The sequence below is a fragment of the Oleiphilus messinensis genome (genome assembly GCF_002162375.1).
GTDB lineage: Bacteria > Pseudomonadota > Gammaproteobacteria > Pseudomonadales > Oleiphilaceae > Oleiphilus > Oleiphilus messinensis.
On record NZ_CP021425.1, the window covers coordinates 4,658,012 to 4,678,912 of the forward strand.

At 52.4% G+C, this 20,901-nt stretch carries 12 protein-coding genes; 3 read left to right on the forward strand and 9 right to left on the reverse strand.

Annotated elements, in window-relative coordinates:
• Positions 1 to 657 precede the first annotated feature (657 nt).
• Together OLMES_RS20145 and OLMES_RS28400 are read left to right on the forward strand one after the other, a co-directional pair.
• Positions 658 to 1,197 (forward strand): REP-associated tyrosine transposase, encoded by a 540-nt coding sequence (locus tag OLMES_RS20145; RefSeq protein ID WP_087462915.1) that lies wholly within the window; start codon positions 658 to 660, stop codon positions 1,195 to 1,197.
• The gene (locus OLMES_RS28400) at positions 1,198 to 1,368 is read left to right on the forward strand and encodes a hypothetical protein (protein WP_198343057.1); all 171 of its coding nucleotides are present in this window, start codon (positions 1,198 to 1,200) and stop codon (positions 1,366 to 1,368) included.
• 140 nt (positions 1,369 to 1,508) lie between these two features.
• On the opposite strand, the gene parE is transcribed toward OLMES_RS28400, so the two are convergent.
• The 3 genes from parE to OLMES_RS20160 form a co-directional block, all read right to left on the reverse strand.
• The gene (gene parE / locus OLMES_RS20150) at positions 1,509 to 3,401 is read right to left on the reverse strand and encodes a DNA topoisomerase IV subunit B (RefSeq protein ID WP_087462916.1); all 1,893 of its coding nucleotides are present in this window, start codon (positions 3,399 to 3,401) and stop codon (positions 1,509 to 1,511) included.
• Positions 3,402 to 3,523: 122 nt separating this feature from the next.
• Entirely contained in the window at positions 3,524 to 4,048 is a 525-nt protein-coding gene (locus OLMES_RS20155) for a protease complex subunit PrcB family protein (protein ID WP_198343058.1), read from the reverse strand.
• 51 nt (positions 4,049 to 4,099) lie between these two features.
• Positions 4,100 to 6,958 (reverse strand): S8 family serine peptidase, encoded by a 2,859-nt coding sequence (locus OLMES_RS20160; protein WP_087462918.1) that lies wholly within the window; start codon positions 6,956 to 6,958, stop codon positions 4,100 to 4,102.
• Between the two features lie 181 nt (positions 6,959 to 7,139).
• Between OLMES_RS20160 and OLMES_RS20165 the strand changes: the two genes are divergently transcribed.
• Positions 7,140 to 8,855 (forward strand): amidase, encoded by a 1,716-nt coding sequence (locus OLMES_RS20165; protein WP_087464585.1) that lies wholly within the window; start codon positions 7,140 to 7,142, stop codon positions 8,853 to 8,855.
• A 458-nt stretch (positions 8,856 to 9,313) separates the two neighbouring features.
• Here OLMES_RS20165 and OLMES_RS20170 read toward each other — a convergent pair whose 3' ends face one another.
• The 6 genes from OLMES_RS20170 to OLMES_RS20195 form a co-directional block, all read right to left on the reverse strand.
• Positions 9,314 to 13,102, reverse strand: coding sequence for a response regulator (locus tag OLMES_RS20170; RefSeq protein ID WP_087462919.1), 3,789 nt, complete (start codon positions 13,100 to 13,102; stop codon positions 9,314 to 9,316).
• Complete coding sequence (locus tag OLMES_RS20175) at positions 13,099 to 15,690, reverse strand: 7TM diverse intracellular signaling domain-containing protein (protein WP_087462920.1); 2,592 nt, start codon at positions 15,688 to 15,690, stop codon at positions 13,099 to 13,101. The genes OLMES_RS20170 and OLMES_RS20175 overlap by 4 nt, the downstream gene beginning before the upstream one ends.
• Positions 15,691 to 15,853: 163 nt before the next feature.
• Positions 15,854 to 16,681 (reverse strand): ATP-binding protein, encoded by an 828-nt coding sequence (locus tag OLMES_RS20180; protein ID WP_087462921.1) that lies wholly within the window; start codon positions 16,679 to 16,681, stop codon positions 15,854 to 15,856.
• Between the two features lie 10 nt (positions 16,682 to 16,691).
• On the reverse strand, positions 16,692 to 17,318 hold the full coding sequence (locus OLMES_RS20185) for a flavin prenyltransferase UbiX (protein ID WP_087462922.1): 627 nt from the start codon (positions 17,316 to 17,318) through the stop codon (positions 16,692 to 16,694).
• A gap of 221 nt (positions 17,319 to 17,539) precedes the next feature.
• On the reverse strand, positions 17,540 to 19,666 hold the full coding sequence (locus tag OLMES_RS20190) for a TRAP transporter large permease subunit (protein WP_087462923.1): 2,127 nt from the start codon (positions 19,664 to 19,666) through the stop codon (positions 17,540 to 17,542).
• 3 nt (positions 19,667 to 19,669) lie between these two features.
• Positions 19,670 to 20,788 carry a putative solute-binding protein gene (locus OLMES_RS20195; RefSeq protein ID WP_087462924.1) on the reverse strand — a complete coding sequence of 373 codons (1,119 nt, stop codon included), beginning with the start codon at positions 20,786 to 20,788 and terminating at the stop codon, positions 19,670 to 19,672.
• Positions 20,789 to 20,901 lie beyond the last annotated feature (113 nt).

Sequence of the window (20,901 nt, forward strand, 5' to 3'; positions counted from 1 at the left end):
TAACCATGTGCTCTCGATGTCAATGATCAGTTATCGAGCAATTTGAATGACATCCAAAACTCTACGAGCTGTGTAACGATGTAAAATAGTGATCACCTTACCAATTGTGCGGACCCGCGGCTTTTGTGTATTCCATTGCGACCCTTTTCCCAGATATTTACACCAAGTACATCATTGACTTGGTTGAATTGGGTCGAGCAACTATTGGTAATACTATTGTGACCCCAAGCGATCAGTGTACGGCCGTACGTCGGAGTGATGTCGTCGGTCGGAAAAGCAAAGCGCCTTCCGACATCCTCTGCCAATAGATTCGGGCTAGATACGGGCGAAGTCGGGTGAAGTCGGATGGCGCTGCGCTTATCCGACCTACGCTAACCAAGCCGGAAATTGGATGAATATGGCGGTTGTATGCGATATCGGCGGAGTTATGTGGCGGGGGACTTATTTTTTACGATAAAATTTGCTGGCGCGGGATAACGACCGTACGCCGGAGTGATGTCGTAGGTCGGAAAAGCAAAGCGCCTTCCGACATCCTCTGCCAATAGATACGGGCGAGATTCGGGTGAGATTCGGGTGAGATTCGGACAAAGTCGGATGGCGCTGCGCTTATCCGACCTACACTAAGCCAGCCGGAAATTGTATGGACATGGAGGTTGTATGCAGTATCGGCGGAGTTATGTGGCGGGTGGTACATATTTTTTTACGGTGAATTTGCTGGAGCGGGATAAGGCGTTGCTGGTTGATCATATTGAGCCGTTGCGCAATGCTGTGCGTTTTGTGAAGCGACGGAGGCCTTTTTATATTGATGCCTGGGTGGTTTTGCCGGATCATATGCACGCGGTATGGACGTTGCCTGAAGGTGATGCAGATTATTCCTCCCGTTGGCGAGAAATAAAAAAACGGTTTTCAAAAGCTATACCTAAAACAGAAGGATTATCTGTGGTTCGCCAGCGTAAAGGGGAGCGTGGTGTCTGGCAGCGACGCTTTTGGGAGCACACAATCAAAAATGAAGCTGACTATCGATATCACGTGGACTACGTGCACATTAACCCGCTAAAACATGGTTTGGTTGATAACGTGAAAGATTGGCCGTATTCGACTTTCCATCGTGATGTTAAACGAGGGGTTTATCAATTAGATTGGTGTGGTATGGGGCTTGATGAGCATGCCAATAAAGAATTTGGAGAAACAATGTAAATGGCCGTTCAACATGGAATCTGGAAGATTGGTGAGAAACCTCAGCCTTTGGTCGCCGTCTACACCAACTTTGGTAGGTACATCGACCTGCTCGCCATTGATGCCACCGGCTCTATTATCATTATCGAACTGAAAAAACATAAGACGCCAAGGCCAAGCGCTGCTATTTGATCAAAATGTTGAAATGGGCCGATTTCTTGTTTGACGAGTAACATCCCCCTGAAACTTCAGTTTTATTCACGTAGACACACGAGCAAAACAGCGCGACATGTCTACGGAACAAAACGACAGGACTAAGCGATCCCCATTTATCAAACAACCTCAGCCAAATTCCCTTTCTCCTCCAACCAGACTTTCCGATCCGAGGCGCGTTTTTTGCCGAGGAGCATGTCCATTTTTTCGTCGGTGCCGTCTTCGGGTTCGACGGTGAGTTGGACGAGTTTTCGGGTGTCGCGGGCCATGGTGGTTTCGCGCAGTTGGAGGGGGTTCATTTCGCCCAGGCCTTTGAAGCGGGTGACTTGGATTTTGCCACGTTTTTTCTCAGCGGCGATGCGGTCGAGGATGCCTTTTTGTTCGGCGTCGTCGAGGGCGTAGTAGACTTCTTTACCGATGTCGATGCGGTACAGCGGCGGCATGGCGACGTAGACGTGGCCAGCTTCGACGAGGGGGCGGAAGTGTTTGACGAACAGGGCACAGAGTAAGGTGGCGATGTGCAGGCCGTCGGAGTCGGCATCGGCGAGGATGCAGATTTTACCGTAGCGGAGGCTGTTCAAGTCCGTGGAACCGGGATCAACGCCGATGGCAACTGCGATGTCGTGGACTTCCTGAGAGGCAAGGACTTCACTGGAATCGACTTCCCAGGTGTTCAGGATTTTACCACGCAGGGGCATAACGGCCTGGTATTCCCGATCTCGGGCTTGCTTGGCGGAGCCGCCTGCGGAGTCCCCTTCCACCAGGAAAAGTTCGGATTTCATCGCATCCGTACCGGAACAGTCCGCCAGTTTACCGGGTAAGGCTGGGCCTTGGGTGATCTTTTTCCGGGCCACTTTCTTGCTCGCGCGCATGCGGCGGTTGGCGTTGGCGATACAGATTTCAGCCAGTTGTTCCGCTTCCGCCGTGTGCTGGTTAAGCCACAGGCTGAACGAATCTTTCACGATGCCGGAGACAAACGCCGCCGCTTCACGGGAAGACAGGCGCTCTTTAGTCTGGCCGGAGAATTGCGGATCCTGCATTTTTGCGGAGAGAACGAAGCAACAGCGTTCCCAGATATCTTCCGGGGTGAGTTTCACGCCACGGGGTAGCAGGTTACGGAACTCACAGAATTCCCGCATGGCTTCCAGCAAACCCGTACGCAGGCCGTTTACGTGGGTACCGCCTTGGGCGGTTGGAATCAGGTTAACGTAGCTTTCCTGGGTAAGGTCGCCCCCTTCCACTAACCACTGAACCGCCCAGTCAACGGCTTCCGTATTACCCGCCATAGAGCCGGTAAACGGTGTAGGTGGACAGGTTTCAAACTCATTGGTGGACGATTTCAGATAGTCGTTCAAACCATCTTCAAAATACCATTCGTCTTTTTCACCGGTCAGTTTGTTGCTGAAGGTCACGGTCAACTTGGGGCAAAGTACTGCCTTGGCCCGCAATACGTGGCGCATGCGGGTAACCGAGAACTTGGGCGAGTCAAAGTATTTTGGATCCGGCCAGAAGGTTACGGTGGTACCGGTATTGCGCTTGCCAACGCTATCGATGACTTCCAGATCACTGGTTTTATCGCCATCGGCGAAGGTGATGCGGTGCAGTTTGGCATCGCGTTTGATGAGCACTTCCAGCTTCAGGGACAGTGCGTTAACGACCGAAACCCCAACCCCGTGCAAACCACCGGAGAACTGATAGTTGTCATTGGAGAATTTTCCCCCCGCATGGAGTCGCGTGAGGATCAATTCGACACCGGGGATACCCTCTTCCTTATGTATATCCACCGGCATGCCACGCCCATCATCGGATACCGAAAGCGAGCCATCTTCATTCAGGGTGACATCAACCCGGCTGGCATGGCCAGCCAGGGCTTCATCGACACTGTTGTCGATGACTTCCTGAGCCAAATGGTTGGGGCGTGTGGTTTCAGTGTACATCCCCGGACGTTTTTTAACCGGGTCCAATCCACTGAGTACTTCTATCGAGTCGGCGGTGTAGTTGTTGTTTGTCATAGAGGGTATTGCTACGGTCCTTAGTGTGTCTAGCGGGCACAATTTCTGGGTAGCTTAATCGAATTCCGACAAACTTCAACTCTCTTGTGGTGTTCCAGCCGGGAAAATCACGCGGGTGGTTATTATTCCAGCGCAATTCCGGCGGGTAAGCCTTTACTGTTACCTTTTATTTCGACGCGATTGAATCCTGTTTTTTCGGGAACCGAATACAACACACAGGGGCTGGTGAGCACTTGGGCGACAAACACATTCGGGGGTGGCCCTTCTTCTTCCGTGGAAAGGGTCAGCTTGCCCTGTGCCAGTGTTGCGTCACCGGCCAACTTGAGGCGGTAACCTGCAGTGGGGCGCTGCCCGAGATAAATCATCACCCCCAGCTCGCCTTTGGGCAGGGCGATCGCAGGCGGTGTGGCTCCCAGTGGCAGGACTTGTTTCCAGTCCAGCTCACGCAAGACATCCACCCGTGCGGTCGCACCAAAATAGCCACAGTGTTGATGCTCGGCTAATTTTGAGACGGGGACAGTCTGCACTGCGGATGTTGATTCCCCGGTTTGAGGGTCGGTTTGGGTGTGGGTCTGGCAGCCCACCAACCAGAGTACGAGGCCACCTGTAGCCAGATAGTACAAGCGCTGTTTCATCCTGTTTTGCATCGCGTCCATAGCTCCTTACATCGATTGTCGCATCGCCGTTAACCGCGTTTTTTAGCGGGCCTCATCGAGTTGATTGTCTTCCACCAAAAAACGGGGATAACCTTTTCGTTTGCCATTATCGCCGGTTGCGGTCTGGCCGAACCCGAGCCGGTAATTGGTGGTCATGGTCAGGCCGGCAACGGCTCCACCCTCGACGATGACTTCCTGGGGCTCATTGAGTACCGGGTACTCGGCACAGAATTCCCCTTCATCACAGATAAAACCGTCATTATCCATATCTGTTCCGGCGATGATATAGTAACTGTCTTCGGGTACCACCGGGAAACTGTATTGATAGGCCCCCGAGTCAGCATCGGTAATATCCTGCTGGGCTTCCGGATCCAGACTGGTTGAGCTGCTGGCTTGAATGATCAATACATAATGTCGTCCGGCATCAATGCCCGCATTCGGATCGGGTACCTGAAGGATGACCGACAGTACACGCTCCTCGCCATCTGCAAGGGTAATGGTGACGGAAGCCAGATAGACGCCAATCGCCAGACCACTGCGCTCGGCGATGACTCTATATTCGCCCAGCCCATTGGCTTCTACATCCACTTCTTCGACCCGTAACCAGGACTCGTCGCCGGTAACGGACTGAATTTCCAGCGCTTCGGTGCCGCCATTGCTGAGCCGCAGTGAGATTTCCTCCTCCGCACTGCCGAAATTCAACTGCTCAGGCGTAACCACTAACACCGCAGGAATACCCTGACCCGATGCCGCCCCCACCGCAAGTGCGGCATCTATCAAGCCAAAACCAAAAACAGGATCCTGACCTCGGGTGCCAAGATCCGTACTGATTTCGCCACTGGCCAGCAGGGTTTCAATATTGGCACCCGTCAAATTCGGGTTAATCGCCCGCATCAGCGCAACCACACCGGCGACATGGGGGGATGCCATGGACGTGCCCTGCAGCAAAACATAGCTGTTATCGGAATCCCAGGTGCTCAATATGCCATCGGGCTGACCATCACCATTCAAATCTTTACGCAGCTCGCCGCCCGGTGCCACGATGTCCACCCACATGTCAGCACTGGTGCCAAAGTTAGAGTAAGAAGCCCGGGTTCGATCCGGTCCAACCGCCCCCACAGCGATAACACCATCATTGGCAGCTGGAAAGCTGCGGCTACTGGTATTTTCGTTACCGGCAGCGGCGATCACGACCACATCGTTGCTACGGGCAATATCAATGGCTTCCTGCAATGCAGCGCTGTTCCCCGGCCCGCCCAGACTCATGTTGATCACGTGGGCCCGTTCCGATTCAGACAGTGTGCGCCCACTTTTATTGCTGACACCGGAAGCATACTTGATCGCTTCAATCACATCCGCATCCGAGCCACTCCCGTTACCATCCAGAACCCGCAGGGGCATCACTTTCACCGGGCGGGTACCGGAAACATCGGTCACACCTGCAACACCGGCTACCCCGACGACGTTATCCGTCAACGCAACCACCGTACCGGTAACGTGGGTACCATGAAAGTTTGAAGCCCCCGAAAGACTGCTGCCGGGGTCGGTTGCATCATCATCATTGCCGATAAAATCCCAACCATCACCCACTTGCCCGACAAGATCAATATGATTGCGAATCCCGGTATCGATTACCGCGACCCTCACCGCCGCCATGGGGGAGGCTTGCGCGATGGTCCAGGCTTGCGTCAGGTTGATCAGGGGATAATGCCACTGGGTCTCGAATAACCGATCATTGGGTTCCAGAAATGCCTCGCGAATATAATTGGGTTCCGCATACTCTACCGTGTCCAATGCTCTTATTTCAGCAATCGCCTGGAGGGTCTGTTGCTTTTGCTCATCCGCGGAAAGCGTGGCGATTTGCACACCCGCAGGGAGTGAATTGAGTGTTGCGGTCCGGGCACTGAGATCCATTAACCAACCCGTATCACCAGCGCCACCCACGACTTTCACGCCATCCAGTGCCGGGTTGTCCTGAATGACCCCCGACGGCAACTGTTCTGTTCCGTCTTTGAATTTGACCAGGACTTGATTCGGTATGAAATCAGCCTCCGGATCCAGTGTCGACTGACGGGCCGTAGTGGCCTGCCCGATCACCAGTTGATAAAGCGCTGAAACGCCACGTGCCCGTACCCGGATGACATATTCACCATCTGCCGGTACCACCATGGTTTTCACCAGTGATCCCGAGGTTTGCGTAAAGGTTTCATTGCCCTCACTGTCCAGCAAACAAAGGGACTGGGCACTGTTGTCGACGGAATCGACCGAGTACAGGGCAATATTCTGGGATTTTTTCAGGATAACTCGATAGTAGTCATTCTCGTCCCGCGGAAAACTGGTCACACCAAAACCGTCAGGATCAGTATGCAGACCGATCCGGGTGCTGACATAACCTGCAAGCGAGACCGGGTTTAAAATGGCCTGCGCACTGGCTACGCTGTTATTACTGACATCATTGGCCGGGTCTGCGGTGTCGGAATCCACCATAACCCCGCCCGGAATCACAATCGAGCCCGAAACAGAGAAGTTGGCCAGGGCACTGCGTTCGGGCAGCACCAGACCTTGATTCGAGCGATTCAGAAAAGCATTACTCAGGCTATCAGACAACGAACTCTCATCCTGGCTTGCAGTGAGGCTGGCCACCGCAACGGAATCCGCACAGGCACTGATCTGGGTGCCACCGTTATCACCGCCATTGTCACCACCGCTATCGCCGCCGGAGCTGCTGTCACCGCCCCCCCCTCCGCCACCACAGGCAGTCAAAAGAGACAGGGCACTCACGAGTGTCAGTGTTTTACAACGTGTGACCCAACTTTGGCGTTGAGTCACGACGTTCTGCGTTCCAGGTTTCTGCGTCCCGCACGGGATTGAGCCCGTACCGGTCGAATGCTGTGCAGTCATAATCCTTGTCTTATCCCCTGAGTTTTTCGGCACTTCCAGTAAGTGTAGACTCCCTCACACAGATTGGCAGACAAATCCGGAGCGAGGCCGTCAACTTTGACTATACTTTTTTTCAATTCGTTTCAACCTGGAGACCCCCTCCCCGTTGATGCCTCAAATCCTGCCTGAGGAACCCATTTGGATGAATACTAAAGCTACCGGCTATCGCCTGAAGTCTGTAGACGTGCCTGCCGTTTGGGGGCGCACCTTGAAAAGCCTGGTCACGTTAGTGGAATCGAACTATACACCCACCCTCGTGATACAACAATTGCTGAAGCAAGGTGGCATTGACGCGCTGCGCAACTTCACTCCGGAAACATCCCCCCGGATGATGCCGTTTCACCCCGGCGTTAAATCACCACGCAAGCAGGATATCGAACAGGCCCGGGAGACATTCTTGAGTCGCTATGGTGAAGGCCTCGCGGCACCGGATGAAAACCACGGCTATCCGCCCGTCACGGTTGCAGACTATGCCCATGCCTATCGCACGGGTTCAACGACCCCCGCTGAAGTGGCAGAACGTTTGATCAAACGACTACAGAGCCAATCTGCCGATATCAATGCCATAATTAATTTCAATGAACAACATATCCGGTTACAGGCGCAGGAATCGGCACGACGCCTGAAAGAGAATGCAACCCGCAGCCCGCTCGAAGGGGTGCCGGTTGCGGTAAAAGATGAACTGGATGCCCTGCCCTACGCCACCTCCGTTGGCACCCAAATCTACGGGAGTGACCACTCCGCCAGCGATGACGCGACAGTTGTCGCCCGTCTGAGAGATGCGGGGGCGCTGATAATCGGCAAAGCAAATATGCAAGAGATTGGTATTGGTGTGACCGGGGCAAATCCCCACTTCGGAGTGTGTCGCAACCCCTACGACACCGACTACCACACCGGAGGCTCCTCAAGCGGGTCTGCGGCGGCCACGGCCAGTGGGCTCTGCCCCATTGCCATTGCTGCAGATGGCGGCGGCTCGGTGCGCATTCCAGCTGCGTTCTGCGGCCAGGTGGGTTTGAAAGCCACCTGGGCACGGATCAGTGAACATGGTGCAGCCCCCCTGTGCTGGAGCCTCGCCCATATCGGCCCGATTGCCGCCACCGTGGATGATACCGCGCTGGCTTACCTGCTCATGGCCGGACCGGATGAGCAAGATCCCTGGACGCAAAGTCAGCCGCCGGTTCACTTGCACGACTATTTCAATGATGATTTACATGGCTTAAAGGTCGGGGTTTATCATCCTTGGTTTCAGCATGCCAGTGAAGAAATTGTCGATGCCTGCCAGAACGGCCTTGCAGCACTAAAAGCGCAGGGTGCGCTGATCAAGGATGCCCATATTAACTTTCTGGAAGAGCAACGGGTCGCCCACGTTGTCAGCATTAGTACAGAAATGATGAATGCGGTACAGGCCGCCTACCGTGAGGACCGAACACGATTTGCCCTGGACACCCGATTGAACTTGGGCCTGTCCCGCCACTTCACGGCCCATGACTATATTCAGGCGCAGCGGGTCAGGCAGCTCGCCATGAATGAATTTGCAACTGCATTCAAGGATGTTGATGTCATTGCGACTCCCACCACGGGTATCGTGGCTCCGAAAATCAATAGCAAAGCGCTACCGGATGGTGAATCGAATATTACTGATTTATCTGCCATCATGCGTTTTGTAACCCCAGCCAATCTTACCGGTCTGCCAGCCATTACTGTTCCCTGTGGCTATACCCAGTCTGGGCTCCCCATTGGACTGCAACTCATGGGCAGAGCCTGGGAGGAACACACACTGCTGCGTCTGGCCCGTATCGTGGAAGGCCAGTTCAAGCGTGTGCGTCCCATGGTGTACACCGACTTACTGAACGATTGATTCGGTCTCAGAGATCAGCACGGTCTCTGCCCCCTATTGCTTAAAAAGTCCGTGGCGAAACCCACTTTTCGGCACGCTTCTCGTTGAGGTCTCTGAACAGAGTAAACGGTTTGAGATGTGTCATGTCTTCTGCCTGTCTGATTTTATTGTTATGCTGATTTTTATTTTTTCTGACATGTCAAAGGTTATTTTTATTCTTCTGCGATTGTCGTTATCACCTTCTCTATTGCTTGAATGTATGGCTCGTTTTTCATTCTGGAGAACAAAAAACGGCCGTCCGTGGCAGAGGTAATATCCTATAAATTGCACCACTCAGAGCGAGAGCGATCATCTCAAAATCACAGAAAAACAGAAGTAAAATAAAGGTCAAATTAGGTAAAAATAAACCTAACTAATTGTTTAATATAGCAATAGCATTAAGGACATGAAATAAAAATTACGCGGGAATAACGTGAAATTCAAGCGTACAACTTTTCGATCAAAGCAATTTGATGGTTAATTATCGCCTGATCCGGTGCCTCCAGTTCACACTGGGCAAGTACAAAGTTTGCCGTACGAACGACCGAACGCCAACGGGGATGGGCAGGCAGGGTTTTGGGACTCAGGTATTTATCAAAGGTTCGGGTTTTCACGGTGCCACCGTCAACATAGACCCGCCAGCATTTGCTTTCCTCGGCCAGTGCCGTTTTCGATTTGGTGGTATAGCGCTCCCAATAATTCAAGGAAATTCGCAATAATTCCACCAAGGCTTCACGTCGCTCAACACCAGAGGGCGTGACAGGTTGAGTGCGGTTCTGAGTTTTCCCCTGTAGCAACTCAACAGCCTGCTTCGACTGTTGTTGCGATAGAAGCCGAGTAACCGCGTGCAAGGCGGTTTCCAGGGCATCCAATCGACCACGACTCTCATTTAGCTCTGTGGACAAGGTTGATATCACTTGCAGGGGTTCGGGCTCTTCAGTCTCTGTTCCAAACAAACCATCCGATAACCAGGCCTCGCGGTAGGCGCTGCGTTTGTGATGGATCTCCAGTGCGATGTAGATTTCATCTTCCTGCTGGCAGCTTTTGGCAATTAGAATCGCCTCACAGGGTTGCCGACGATCCGTGTCGGTCTCGATGGGGAACACCTCAGAGAGCGTTCGCCCCGTATCCCGCTCCGCGCTTGAGAAACAGACGGCGAATTCGCAAGTTTCCTGATCAGTCGTTTCCAGCAAGCCATTTAATGCATTGATGACGACCTGCCCCAAAATCTGTTCAGGATCAGGCAAGATCTTGTTCGGAATTCCAAACCAGTCACGAAATGCCCAATTGAAGTAGAGCAATTCCAGATCCCGATCCAGCAGCGCCATCGCCTGCTCCGCCTGATTCAATACCTGTAGCAAACGTTCATTGCTCTGCCGTAATGCACTTTCTGCATCAATCCGGCGATTAATTTCTTCGTTTAGCCGCTGATTCTCCTCACGGGCCTTCCAAAGATTGCGAACACTCAGCAACGATTGAATCCGCGCCACCAACTCCTGCTGATGATATGGTTTGGTCAGATAGTCATTGGCCCCCTGTGACAGCGCTCTGACAATATCGGCAGACTGGTGTCGAGCGGTCAACATGATCACCGGCAATTCATAAGCGTCGAACTGTTCCCGAATGTGTGCACAGACCTCAAAGCCATTGAGATTTGGCATCATCAAATCCAGTACAACCAAATCCGGTACTTTGCACTTAAGACGCTGCAACATTGCGCCACCACCCGCAAAGGCTTCTGTTGCGTAGCCAGCCTGTTGCAATTGCTTTTGCAGCAAATGCCGGTTCAACTCTTCATCATCCACAAAAAAAATCAGCGCAAATTCTTCGGATTTCGGGGACAACAGTCTCGAAGATGCATTCGCCGAGGTGCCAAACTTCGTCCCGCCATACCGAGAAAATGCCCCATCGGGTTCCATTCGCGCCTCACGTGAATCAGATCCCGAGCGCATCATCACTTCACCTGTCGGCACCTTGATTGCGTGATTTGCACCACGGGAACTGCTTTCCTCATTGAGGTAAGGCGAATCGGCGGACTCTATTTCAGTATTTTCTGCTCCGATCACGCCGGTTCCCCCCTCTGATGAAGGCACTTGCGGCTCAGCCGCAGGCAATGTAAACCGGACAGTTGTACCAATATCCGCCCGACTTTCCAGAATCATCTCCCCCCCCTGCATTTCCACCAGCTTACGACTGATTGACAGCCCTAACCCGGTCCCTTGGTAGGCCGTAGCCTGATTTTGGGAGAGTTTTTCGAACGGTTCAAAAATAATATCCATCTTGTCCGGCGTTATTCCCACTCCGGTATCAATCACTTCGATTTCAACCGCCACGCCTTTTCGCCTGGATTTAAGCAGGATAAAACCTTCCTCGGTGAACTTGATGGCATTACCCAACAGGTTAAATAATATTTGCTGTACACGGTTCGCATCCGCAAAGACAAATTTAACACTGTCATCCACATCTGTGGTCAGCACAATATCCTTGGTGCCGATCAACGGCTCGACATTGTCGATGACTGCGACGATTAGACTCCGCAGTTCAACCACTTCCTGTTGCAGATCCAGACTACCGTGTTTGATTGAGGCAAAATCCAGGATGTCGTTCACCAGATTTCCCAGACGGGTGGCCGTAGCCGAAATCAGCTCGACATTGTGTCGTTGTTGATGCAGCGGCACCAGTGCCGGATCTTTAAGCAGAATTTTGGCCAGACCATCAATACTGTGCAATGGCATTCTAAGTTCATGGGAAGTCGTCGCCAGAAACTCATCTTTAAAGGCACTCATGCTTTCCAGCTCGGCATTGCGCTTTTGCAGGAGATCTGACATATCTTCAACCATCGAAAGGCTTTTCACATAGCGCCGATTCAGGACAATAGACTGGAATATCACAAAAGCCAGCCACCCCAGAGTAATCACGGGCTGACCGGAGATTAACAGATTGTGTAGCAGCACGTCGTGGATAATCGCGGCGGAGAACAGCACATGACTGGTGGCAAAAAGGCCGCCACCGGGTAATTGCTGCCGCACGATCTGAACGCTACACAGCAGGCAGTAGACCACCACGATTAAAACCACAATCTGATAGGGAACGGCGAACAATGCAAAAAAGCGAACCGGGCTAAACAAGGCGACAAAACAAAACACCGCTGCGATCAAGGTTGTAGCGGGCAGTAACTTTGCCGACACGGCAGACGGGAACAGGCTACGGATAAACCCTGCGAAAAAAGGTACGGTGACATAAAAGCAGAGAAACTCCAGTAGCTGCAGCACATCCCAACTAATCCAGTCCGCCTGATGGAGCAAGCGCTGATCCACTAATAAGGTTCGCAGGCAGATGATCAGACAAAGCATACCGAAGTAGGCTGCGGCTTTCTCCTGGGAACGCATGGCAAAAATCGCAAGGTGATACAGGCCAATGGTGAACAAGACGGCAAAGACAAACACGTTCAATAACAGCGGCCAGTCCTGCAAAAAGAAGATGCCCGAACCATCGGTCAATTCAGGACTGCGCCAGAGCCCACCTTCGATAAAGTGGTGATTACTGATCTGCAAATGTAGATTCAGCACCCCGTCGATTGGTCTCAGCTGAACCACCTTGGGTAAAAAACGGGGGACCTCGGACTCGAAGTCACGACCAACCCGCCCCACAGAAGCTTCCAGTAAACCGTTGACATAAAGCCTAAACGCACTTGGCGTATCCGGCACAGCAAGGTATAGGCTGGTGATATCGGAAGGAACGATGATACATCGGTGCAAAGTGCCATAGCCGACGCGTGTGTAAGCCGCACGCTCAGCCTCCGCCGAATTCCAGATCCCCGGAACCTGGTAGGTTACCGGGGGTTTGGCATCGATCTCCCGACCGGTGAGCAATGCCTGCCAATAAAATGACCATTTACCGGCCAACGAAAAAATTTCCCCCTGCCCCCACACCGCTTGCCGGAGATCAAGCACCGGGGCATCCGGCTGGCATTCATTCAAAACAAGGCCCAGCGCACCTTGGGCGTCTGAATCAGGAGCGTCGGTGCGGGCATATTCCAAACGTTTAGAATCGAAGGTTCCGGAATGGAAAGCGTCTTCCGAAACGGTTTGGGAAGCCTCCATAACTCGAAAAGGTGTAAACAATAGCACAAGTGCGACAACGACACAGGCCAAGTTGAGCAATACATGCCACCGGGGGAACAGTGCTTGTTCACCACCACAAGGGTGCGGTTTAGGGACCGAGGTCACTCAGCCTCCCCTTTATTCCTGGCTGTATTCCAGGTCCGCAACAACGAAGAAATACCTTGTTGCTGGTCGACGTAGGACACCAGTTGGCGGAATGCATTATCGGTTTCAAACAACAAATGCTCGATTTCCGAATCTTGGCTCAGATCTTCATCCGGCCCCGTTTCAGGGTTCCCCGAAAGCCGAAGACAAAGCGCTTCCGTCAAGCCTGCAGCGCAGTGATGAAGTTGCCGGGCTGGCACATCTGCAGCCAGTTTAGCCAACAACCGAACGGCCCGTTCCGCCAACCGGTAATCGCGCTGATCGAACGCATCCAGCAGAATATGTAACTGGTCCTTTTGCTCGTTCAGCAAAATGGCCAGCCGCTCCTTGAGCGTATCTTCAGATCCATCCGAATGCTCCAGAGCCTGACGCCAGTCTACAAGGGGAACAGTTTGGGACTCCGGTTTAGAAGCAGGAAGACTGAAGGACATCGACAGTAAATCCTCGTGCTCCTCTTCAAGCACCTTTTCATAACTGATTCGCTGCTCCCCCCCCGTATTTTCTGATGGCTCAGGCACGAAACGCCCTGCCGATTCTGACGTTATTAACACCTCAGGCTCTCTACCCTGTTCAGCGACTGAATCGAGCTCGTTATCCACCTCGACATCCACCTCAGAACCGCCTCTGAGGGTTGCCGCCGGATGAGCAAGTAACGGGTGGTGCACATCAAATTCCGCTTTTGCCTGCAACATCTGTGTATGCATTACCTCAATATCGCCCCCAGGTTTAACGAGACTAATCCCGAGTTGCCGGCACTGGTGAATATATGCTGCATCCAATGCCTCCACTTCCATAAGCATAGGCACCTTGGTGAAATTCGCAATACCCTCACATTTTTGAAGGTCTTTAATGAGTGCCGCAAAGCTGTACCCGGAAAATATTACTCGATCAATACTGTCAAAACCGTTCCGGGCAATTGACGTCAGCGTTTGAAAAAGCAACGCCCCACCCCAGATTACGGAAGACTGCCAACGATCCGTTTTCACGGCTGCGACACCACGATGCGGTGGTTCAATACTGAGATTTTTTGCATGGGACTGCTCCAGCGACACAATGACCAGCAGCCGTAGTGGATGTTGTCCATCTTTATCTTCAAGAGCAACGTTATCTTCAGGAGCCGCATTTTCGTCACCATCGTGATCTTCAATCCAACTCTCCAATTGCGCCATGTCATGTTTATGAATGGGTACGGTTTCAGACTGTATAGAAGGTTCCCCTCGGACGGCTTGATGTGCGCTATTTCGCATTCGGCTTAGTAAGGCTAGAGAGAGCAACATTAGCGCCAACAGCACCGTCCATGGTTGAATATTCTCAACTGCCAGACTGTCTTTGAGAACACCTTGTCGGCTTAATACATCGATCCACATACCGATTAAGTAAATCAGCCAGGCACCGACAAACAACACTCCAGGCATGAGCCAGTATCGAATCATAATGGTGCCCAATAGCAACAGCACAAGCACATAGACCGGCTCCAGCAGCATATACCCGTTTATATATCCATCAATAGTGGCCAGACCGGGTACCCACCAGGACAACCCCGCGACGACCAGAGCGGCCAGGATCAGGAGAGACAGGCCGTATCCCGCCCACCGGGACTGGACGAGCGGATTGAACAAAGACTTCGAATAGAGGACTGCCACGGCGAACGCCAACGGCATCAGTACTTGCTCGTAATGTAATAAACGCTGCCGGTCGGCCAGGGCATCCACCACAGCCAATCCATGAATAGGCAATGCTGAGGCAAAAAGCTGTACGCCACCAAACACCGCCCATAAGAGCAACGCGTGAAATTGAACAGGCTGGCGATGGAGGCACCAGAGAAAAAGGTGCCAAATCATCAGCCCCAACAACAGCCCGGCATACAGGCCGCCAAAATAAACTCGCTCACGGGCGACGCCTTCAAGTGTTGAAGTGGTGTAGAGTCTGACTGTGGGGAAAACCGGTCCATTCCCGCGAACGTTGACAAGCACATCAACCTGATGGTTGAGCCGATAAGGTAATAAAAGTGGCAGGTGACGGAATTCAGACCACACCAGTGAATCAGGGTTTGTAGGTCGTTTATGACTAACTTCTGACGACCACTCCGGGTAAACATAAGTCTCTATCTCCCAGATACTGGCACCATCAAATAGTAGCCAATAAAGTTCAGCCTGATCCGCGCTAGCGGACAATTGCTCGGAATGAAAGCCCAAACGGAGGAAATACCAGTGCTCCGTCTCCGATACGGACGTTGCCCCTGACTCAGATTTCCCACCTTGAAGCTGTAAGGCATGGCTTTGAGGTCCGGCGAATTTAAATCGTGCCCGCTCCTGATGTTCGACCCAGTGGTAGATCTCTTTTGCTGATGCGAATTCTGAATTGGCTTTCGTTTTGATTTCAGCGTCGAGCTGGACACGCCATAGCCCGAGCAGTTGCGGGTCTGGCGTTCGCTCACTGATCCAAAATGGAAAAAATGGATCATCGGGCGAACCGTGCGCACCGGGCATCACGAGCAGCATTAAGCTGCCGAACACAAACAGGAGCACAATACGGAGTTCGGAGATCATCAACACCAGACCAACAGCCTCTCACTCTAACTACCACAATAAATCGGCGACAGATAAGGTAACTTTCAAGCTCACTTTTTCAAAGTATAGTTCTAGTATAGACGAAGGCTATTAGCGGTTATTGCACCTGAACTTCAGGTGCCCGGATCCGTTTCATTCACACTTAGTTAAATTCACCGGAATAGGCCCGATAAAACTGTTTTGCTGCCCGGCCACTGCGAACGCCTTTAGTGTAGGCAAACTTTAATGCAGCCCGGTGTAGTGCTGAGCGCTCTTGCACCGCTGGAAAAAGATGATCGACAATGTTCAGGTATTCGTCCTGGCTAATCGGGTAAAAGGACAACCATAATCCAAACCGATCCGAAAGCGAGATTTTCTCTTCAACGGCTTCGCCATGGTGCAACTCGCCATCCACGACTTTAGAATTGTCGTTATCACTCATATATTCCGGCAGCAAATGGCGTCGGTTCGATGTCGCGTACACCAGCACATTGTCCGGAGGCAGTTCAATGGAGCCTTCCAGTGCGCTTTTCAGCGCTTTGTATTGAGACTCTCCGGCATCAAAAGACAAGTCATCACAATAGATTACGAAGCGATGACTCTCATCCCGGATATCATCGATAATATCATTCAAATCGAGCAAGTCGTTTTTATCGACCTCAATAATCCTCAGGCCCTCTGTGACATATTCATTGAGCAAGGCTTTAATCAGTGAGGATTTTCCGGTCCCCCGCGCCCCCCATAACAACACATTATTAGCGGGCAACCCGCGAAGGAAACGTTCTGTATTATGCCGCAACGCAGCCACTTGGCGGTCCACCCCCAGAAGATCTGAAAACCGGACCGGATCCAACCGGGTTACGGGCCTCAATATGCCTCGCCGGGCACGCCAGATAGCAGCCGGTACCCGGTTCCACTCCAGGCCTCGTTCTGTTATGTCATCAGAATTCAACGCAGCGCCGCTGTCATCTTGATTTAGTTTTTGAGTCATATGTTCAACCTCATGTCAGGCGGGATTCGCCCCAACGGGATACCAGAGTCTGCTGCACATCAAGGTGATCTAAAATTCGGGCCACAATAAAATCAACCAGATCATCAATGCTCTTCGGCTGGTGGTAAAAGCCGGGACTCGCGGGCATCACGATGGCTCCCATGCGGGTCAGGGCCAGCATGTTTTCCAGATGAATCGCAGAATAGGGTGTTTCGCGCGGGACAATAATCAGCTTACGACGCTCTTTCAGCGCCACATCTGCGGCCCGCTCAATTAGATTATCACAACCGCCACGGGCAATTGCCGACAGCGTACCGGTGCTACAGGGACAAATCACCATGTGACTGGGGGAAGACGAACCCGATGCCACCGGAGACATCCAATCCTCCTTGCCAAAGACGCGCAACTGACCGGGGTCTGAAGCAAAATATTCAGTTAAAAACGCTTCCATCGCCGCAGCCTGTCCCGGCATTTTCAGGTCAGTCTCTGTTGACAGCACAACCTGAGCGGCTTTTGAAATCAGAAAATAAACAGTATGGCCTTCTTCCAGCAAGCACTCGACCAAGCGCAAGCCATACTGGGCACCAGACGCCCCCGTCATCGCCACCGTTACGGTATGTCGATTGAATTGATTCATGATATCCCCCTATCTTAATGGCAAAGATATCGAAAGTTGGCAGAAATGCAATACAGCGTCATAAATCGCGACAAAAATCGCTCGATACAAATGCGATGCAAATGGACAGGCGTAATACCTACGGCAGATAGCCCCTAACACCTGGCAAATAGCACATGGCAAATAGCAGATTTTCAGGAAAGAAAGAAAATGCCGGGCCCGATCAGGCCCGGCTGGATAGCTTACATTGGCGCCGGTGCGCCCAATAAAAAACTATAAGCCCAACTCGATGCCTCCGGGGTAAAGGTCACGATTAGCAACGCGGTCCCCATCACCAGTACCGGCAGAATGTAACGGAAATTGCGTTGCCAGAAAGTACCGTGCAAACTTTCCCATTCTGTCGGCATTCCAACCACTTGCCGGGTCAACAAGTGGTTGAGTGCAACCGGTGGCGTCAGGTACCCCATTTCAAAGGCCAGAACGGTCATCACCCAGAAATGCAGCGGATTAATGCCATTTTCCAAGGCAATCGGGGCCAGTGTGGCGTTAACGAGCAAGACTGCACCATAGGGGTCCATAATCATGCCGATAATCACCAGCATCCCCATCAGCAGGGCCAGCGTTAACCAAACCGAGCCTAGATCATGGGGGAACAGTTCCAGCAATCCGGAACGCTCTATTAATCCCCCCATGCTGACAGACAACGCCATCAGCATAAGCAGCGCACCAATCAGAGCTGTGGAATCATCGGTGGCCCGCATGACGGCAGGGCCAAATCCGCGAGGCGCTGATTCTTCCGCTTCGTGCTCAGGGTCATGCTCTTTCAACAGAAAACGTTCCATCGCCAGTATCATCAACATCACAATTGGCAAAATCGCGGGTGCGGAAAATTCATCCAGCCCCCGACCGAGCAGAAACTCCCATGCCATAATCACAACGACAAAACAGGCAATGTAGGGCAGCAGCGGGAGCAGCGCCTTTAACATACCCGGTATTGCGACTCGGGGTGATGCAACTTTTAATGTGGATTTGCCGCCCAGGAACAGCACATAGACGGTGTACAGGAACGCTGTCAACAATAAAACCCGTGCTCCTGCGGCAAACAGCTCATCAGTGGTCACACTGTTATTCAATGTCGCTACAATGACGACCAGCAAACAAGGTCGCAGCATGGTACCCATAGAGCCGGATATGGCCGTTGTCGCCAATGCGAGTTGCTCTGAGGTCCCGGCACGCCGCAGTTCACGGTACAGCGTCATCCCCGCGGCAAGTATAAAGATACCGGACGCACCACTGTAGGCCGTCGGCAATGCCGTCAAGAGCAATACCACAACCCCCAACCACTTCGGCGGTAATTCCCAGGGCCGGATCAGGGCAAATACTTTTTGCGGTAGATGGGTTCTTGCCAGCAGCATCCCCACCCAGACATACAAACCCAAGCTCAGAAACAGCGCCGAGAGCTCCGCCATCATATTCAGATAAACCGCAATACCGTGGTAAAAACCATGCCAGGCAAATTGAGCTGCAGCAGTAAGACACATAAAGCTGTACAGCGGGATACTCAACAAAGACCGCCCCCAGCGTCCGCCTGCAGGCAAATCGGTTCGGGTCTGTCGTAACTGCCAGGCGGAAATCAGTGTCAGCGCACCAAACCCGGTCACCCACACATCATGCATAAACAGATGGGCCAGCGGCATACCCGCTTCAGCCTGGGCTAACTCCTGCTGTCGATAAAGCAACGCGGAAAAAGTCAAAATGCCGTTTGCCAGCAACTGTGTAACGGTTGCAACCAGATCATCACGCTGGGTTTCAACCGGTCTCAGTGCAATATGCTGGCGGCGCAACGTCGCTGCAGCGGCACAGAATAACAACATCAACCCCAGCAGGACTCGCCGATTACCCGTGACCAGAACCACGCCTTGAGATAATCCCGTCTCAAAGGTTGCAAAAGCACGAACAGCAGGTGTATCCAGTGATTGAATATGCTCCCAATTCTGCCATTGCGCAGCACAGGCTGCCGCTTGCGCTTCTATGGACGAGGCTATTTCCGAGCGATCAATGGCACCACCAAACACATCTGCGAACGGGTCATTAGCCATTTCCGCCTGGCGTTGTTTTACCGCTTTGTCGATTGCACTTTCAAGGTCTGGAGTGGCATTACAAGTCGGTGCCTGAACATGGTCAAGGACTCGCAAGTTAAAATACTCTGGCCAGGTTGCCCCACCAATTTCAAGCAATCGCGAGTGTAGCGTCTCACCCACTGACGCCATTAACGTCAGCAGGAGGATGGTTAGCATGGGTAGCCCGGATACCCAGCGACTGAGCCCCCTTCCCTGGGCAGCAACAAGGGCTTCAGTTCGAACTGTCATAATTTACTCAACCGGATTGGTGCATTCTTCTCGGCTGCTATCGGTGCGACAGCGGATTTTACGCTGCAAGGTCAGCATTTCCCCGCTGTAATAGCCCTCATCTCGCAGTTGTAAACGGGCCTGTTGCATCATTTTTTCATACTCAACCCGGTCTGGATCGGGAATACTGATCCACCATTTTTCGGGTACCCGCTTCTCTTCCACCTCAACGCGGCTGATAATTTGATCAAACCCTTCAAAAAATGCTTCCCGAACAAATTGCGCGAGCTCGTTGGGCACGATCTCCGTTCGGCCAATCAGTTGCATGGTAATGTGGGTCAAGGGAAGATCGATAATCCCGCCATCGGGCGACAGCCCTTTGTACAGTTCCAATACTTCATAACCCGCCAAGGGTGCAGCGAGCACATCCACAACACCAGTGTTAAACATGTTTGGCGCATTCACGATATCGGCAACCACCGGCGTGGCCCCTACCCCTGCGATCATGCGCGCTTGTGTTGGATCATAATCCAGCACCACAACTCGTTTACCCGAGGCTTTTGCCAGGGTATTAATACTGCGGTCATTGACAAACACATGGGCCGCGCCACCCGGTGCAATGCCCATCACCACATACTCACCACTGACCATACGCTCTGCACTGCGTGGATCTGCCATTAATTGCAGCGCCAGACGCATTTGATTTCGCTCCGGGAAGCCACCAATGGAATCCAGTGTCCCGGTGTATTTGTTGAACAGCCGTGCGCGCAAGCCACTCATTAATGCTGCATCACAGGTACCGGATTTTAACTCTTCCACCATGATCGACTCACTGGTGTAAGCCACCATTTCAACATTGATTCCGTACTTCATGATCTTGGTGCGCTGCTGCTGGGCGGCCGCGAAAATAGGGCCGGATCGGCCAAAAATATCCCAGATACAGATACGATAAACCCGGTCGGCATCGGGCTTCAGACCCGTGAACGCCTGCATGGCCGCAATGCGCTCCTGAATCGGCAAGGACTGGTCATAAATGCGATCTCGCAAAGTGGCATCAGCCGCAAAAACCAAAACAGGGAACAACATTATTGCCGCGAGCATTGCCTGGAAGCCGCTCACTCTCTTTGAGGATCGATTCGTCATGAAATTTATTCCTGGTCATCTGGTAACATTTTTTCTAAGAATACTTATCGGTACACCCTGAAAACCGAGGCGCAGACTTTGGCACCGGCGTACACAATAATTTCAGGCTACGC